At 38.2% G+C, this 4,420-nt stretch carries 3 protein-coding genes and 1 riboswitch; of the genes, 1 reads left to right on the plus strand and 2 read right to left on the minus strand.

Annotated elements, in window-relative coordinates; genetic code table 11:
• Positions 1-194 precede the first annotated feature (194 nt).
• Positions 195-1,220, minus strand: a complete 1,026-nt coding sequence (locus R3333_RS12655) for an LLM class flavin-dependent oxidoreductase (protein ID WP_318959140.1) — start codon at positions 1,218-1,220, stop codon at positions 195-197.
• Between the two features lie 195 nt (positions 1,221-1,415).
• Positions 1,416-1,601: riboswitch (cobalamin riboswitch) on the plus strand.
• Between the two features lie 172 nt (positions 1,602-1,773).
• On the opposite strand from R3333_RS12655, the gene R3333_RS12660 reads away from it, so the two are divergent.
• The gene (locus R3333_RS12660) at positions 1,774-2,160 is read left to right on the plus strand and encodes an acyl-CoA thioesterase (protein ID WP_090245434.1); all 387 of its coding nucleotides are present in this window, start codon (positions 1,774-1,776) and stop codon (positions 2,158-2,160) included.
• Positions 2,161-2,429: 269 nt separating this feature from the next.
• Here the strand turns inward: R3333_RS12660 and rpsA are convergent, their stop codons facing one another.
• Entirely contained in the window at positions 2,430-4,214 is a 1,785-nt protein-coding gene (rpsA, locus tag R3333_RS12665) for a 30S ribosomal protein S1 (RefSeq protein ID WP_318959141.1), read from the minus strand.
• Positions 4,215-4,420: the final 206 nt, after the last annotated feature.

Raw genomic sequence — 4,420 nt, forward strand, 5'->3', positions numbered from 1 at the left:
GAGTAAGGGCAAAGTGAATTTAGCTTCAGCGACTTTTGAAATTGTGAAAATTCCTACCGTAAATTTCAAAGATGAAAAGGGAAACGAATGATTGATCATTAACACTTTATCAAGGCAACATCCTCATTTAGGATACTAAAAACGGGAACACCTTTCATAAGATATTCCCGTTCAAATTTTCATTCGGTAAGTACCTACTTATCCTCTATTTTCTCTTCGTTCAATTCATCCATTAATGCGGCGAATAATTGCAATGATTTAATTCTGTCTTCTACATAATAGGCATTCGTAGAGGTTATCACTTCATCCACACCAGTGCTGTTTAAGAAATCGCGCATTTTAGCTTTAACCGTGTCCTTACTTCCCACAAATGAGTATTTAATCATACTGGCAATACGAGGATGCTGAAGGTATTCTAAAAACTCTCTGTTCATAGGTGCAGGAGCCTGAATGGATTGTCTGCTTCCAGTGGCTATACTCACAAATAAACGAATCAAAGATGTAAACATAGCTTCTGCCTCTTCATCTGTATCTGCTACAAAAACATTAATTCCGGCTATTGTATAAGGTTTATCCGTTTCTTCAGAAGGCTGGAATTCCTGACGGTAAATTTCCAGTGCTTGGTGCAAATAAGTACTCGCAAAATGACTCGCAAACGCATAAGGTTTACCCGTAGCTGCCGCCAAATGTGCGGAATCGGTACTTGACCCTAAAATGTATAAAGGCACGTTCGTTCCCTCTGCGATGGCTGCTCGTACATTAGAACTTTTATTTTCTTCAGAAAAGTACTGCTCTATTTTTTCTATTTCTCTGGGAAATGATTGCGCCGCTTGCATGAAATCAGGACGTATAGCATGCGCAGTAGCTTGATCCGTTCCTGGTGCTCTACCTAATCCTAAATCTATACGGTTCGGGTACAAATGGGCCAAGGTTCCAAACTGCTCAGCTATAATCAAAGGAGAATGGTTGGGCAACATTACACCCCCAGACCCTACGCGTATGCGTTCAGTATTTTCTGCTACATAACCTATCAATAAAGAAGTTGCCGTACTTGCTACATTTTCTGTATTGTGGTGCTCAGCATACCAAACACGTTCGTAATTGCTCGCTTCTGCCGCCTTAGCCACCGCTAAAGAACGATGTAAGGTTTCTTGTATACTATTTCCTTGTGCCACGACAGCCAAGTCTAAAATAGAATATGCTACTTTCTGTGAATTCATGTTTTTCTCTTTCTTTTCTGTAGGTGTCGAAAAGTATGCGGTAAAAGTAATTATTGATGAAAGAAAACAGAAGTTAGGAAACGACAATGATAACAAGTTTTGAAGTTTAAGCTGTAGATCATTTCCTAACCACCTTTATTACCTCAGCTGCGAGTATTCTTCATCAATATTTTACTACTTTCACTGCCAGAAGTTCTTTCCAAAACAAGAAAAGGTTTTGCTTAACGCAAATGAAAAGGGAATCATGTGAAAATCATGAACTGTCGCGCAACTGTAAGTAACGAAAAGCTTTAACAATTATCCACTGTTCTAATACTATGGAATGGGAAGGAAGTTAAAGGGTTATAAGTCAGGAGACCTGCCTCTTCTAATTGACGATGCTTTCGCGATTTGAAGCTATGAGTCAGGTTGAGTTCATAAATAATTTTTTAAGAAGTATAGCCCCCTATTCCGCATGCAACTCCCTTCCTTATTTTTTCTCGCAAGCATACATTGAAAAGAACCCCAATGATGTAACATAGGCTAAAAAGTAAGCCACAAAAGAGAAAATAAAATGACCAAGGAAGAAAGAATCCAAAAATCAGAAACGCGCATTTTTAAAGCGGTATTCCCAAATACGACGAACCATTACGATACCTTGTTTGGAGGAACAGCCATGCAATTGATGGATGAAGTTGCTTTCATCACTGCTACACGATTCAGTCGCCAGCGCATGGTAACTGTAAGCAGTGATAGAATCGATTTCAAAAAGCCCATTCCTGCAGCTACTATCATTGAATTATTAGGTAAAGTGACCTATACAGGAAACACGAGTTTAAAAGTAAGGGTAGATATCTACATTGAACAGATGTACACAGAAGAAAGAGAAAAGGCTGTGAGTGGTGAATTTACTTTTGTGGCCATAGATGAAAACAAAAAGCCGGTGAAAATAATGGAGTAGGATGCAGTTTAAGGAGGTATAAATAGTAAAATTTGAATGCTTTGTTAAATTACGGCCACTCGACACTTCGACTGTCGCTCAGTACAGCGCTCCGCTCGTGAACCTCCGTGTTTATGCATCTAAGAAATAAAAGAATTGAGTTCTATAAAAGTGCTTTCGTTAATCTACCCACGGTGATAATCAAATTTCTTAAATCTTTAAATCAAAAAAATCCCGACCAATTACTTGGTCGGGACTTTTAACAGAGATCTGTTCTATAATGGGTTGGATTATTTTCCTTCCATTTTGTCTTTCAAAGCAGCTAATGCATCTAAATCTCCTAATGTAGATTTTTCATTGCTCTTGTTCAAGTTCTCAACAGCTTTAGAGTTTCCTCCTCCACCTCTTTTACCTCCTCTAGAAGAAGTAGATGGTTTGTCTTCACCTTCTTCGAAAGTTCTAACGTGAGAAACAACTATTTTCTTAGCGTCTTTGTTAAACTCGATCACTTTGAAATCTAAAGTTTCGTCAACCTTAGCGTTAGATCCGTCTTCTTTACGCATGTGCTTAGCAGGACAAATTCCTTCTACACCGTATGGTAAAGCAACGATTCCAGACTTATCTTTTTGTTCGATAATTGTACCTTGGTGTACTGATCCTTCACCGAATAAAGTTTCGAATACATCCCATGGGTTCTCTTCTAACTGCTTGTGACCTAAAGAAATTCTTCTGTTTTCTTTATCGATTTCCAATACAACAACTTCCATTGCATCACCTACCTTACAGAATTCAGATGGGTGCTTGATTTTCTTTTGCCAAGAAAGATCAGAAATGTGGATTAATCCGTCAACACCTTCTTCTAATTCTACGAATACACCGAAGTTAGTGAAGTTACGAACTTTTGCGTTGTGCTTAGAATCAACTGGGTAACGCTCAGCAATTCCTTCCCATGGATCTGGCATCAATTGCTTGATACCTAGAGACATTTTTCTTTCTTCTCTATCTAAAGTAAGAATAACAGCCTCAACTTCGTCTCCGATAGCTAAGAAATCCTGTGCAGTTCTCAAGTGTTGAGACCAGCTCATTTCAGAAACGTGGATTAAACCTTCTACTCCTGGAGCGATTTCAACAAACGCACCGTAGTCAGCCAATACAACAACTTTCCCTTTAACTTTATCTCCAACAGCTAATTCTGTTGATAAAGCGTCCCATGGATGTGGTTGTAATTGTTTCAATCCTAATGCAATTCTCTTCTTATCATCATCAAAGTCAAGGATTACAACGTTTAATTTTTGATCTAATTCAACGATTTCCTCTGGGTGATTAACTCTACCCCAAGATAAATCTGTGATGTGGATTAAACCGTCAACTCCACCCAAGTCGATGAATACACCGTATGAAGTGATGTTTTTAACAGTTCCTTCCAATACCTGACCTTTTTCAAGACCAGAAATGATTTGTTTCTTCTGCTCTTCAAGCTCAGCTTCAATAAGCGCTTTGTGAGAAACAACCACGTTACGGAATTCTTGGTTGATTTTAACAACTTTGAACTCCATGTTTTTACCAACGTAAATATCGTAGTCACGAATTGGCTTAACGTCAATTTGTGAACCTGGTAAAAAGGCTTCGATTCCGAATACGTCAACGATAAGACCACCTTTAGTTCTGCACTTAACAAAACCAGTGATAACCTCACCTGTTTTCAATACTTCGTTCACTTTAGCCCAAGCACTGTGCATACGCGCAGTTTTGTGAGAAACTACAAGCTGTCCGTACTTGTCTTCTTGAGACTCAACGTAAATATCAACTTCGTCTCCAACCGCTAAATCTGGGTTGTAACGGAATTCGTTGATAGGAACTACTCCCTCAGACTTGTACCCGATGTTTACAACAACTTCTTTTTTAGTTACTGCTACTACAGTTCCTTTAATTACTTCTTTCTCGTTGATAGAAGTTAAAGTTGCTTCGTAAGTCTCAGCGTACTCAGCTTTTTCAGCATTTGAATATCCTTCATTTGCTAAAGCTTCCCAATCAAAATCAGCAGATCCCTGCTCTATTACTTTGTTATCAGCCATAATGGCATTTTAAAATTGTATTTTGGGTAATCCTGTAAACCACCAAAAGAAATTAATAATGAGTTACTTACAACAGGATTCGTAACTTTTTCCTTAAACGGACTGCAAAGATAGTGAGTTTTCTCAGATATTACAAAATTTATTCTGTCTTCAGAACTGAAAATTAATCCATTAGACCCTGTTAATAACTTAGAATTCTAGATTCC

It is taken from the genome of Lishizhenia sp. (assembly GCF_033720595.1).
Lineage (GTDB): Bacteria > Bacteroidota > Bacteroidia > Flavobacteriales_D > Crocinitomicaceae > Lishizhenia.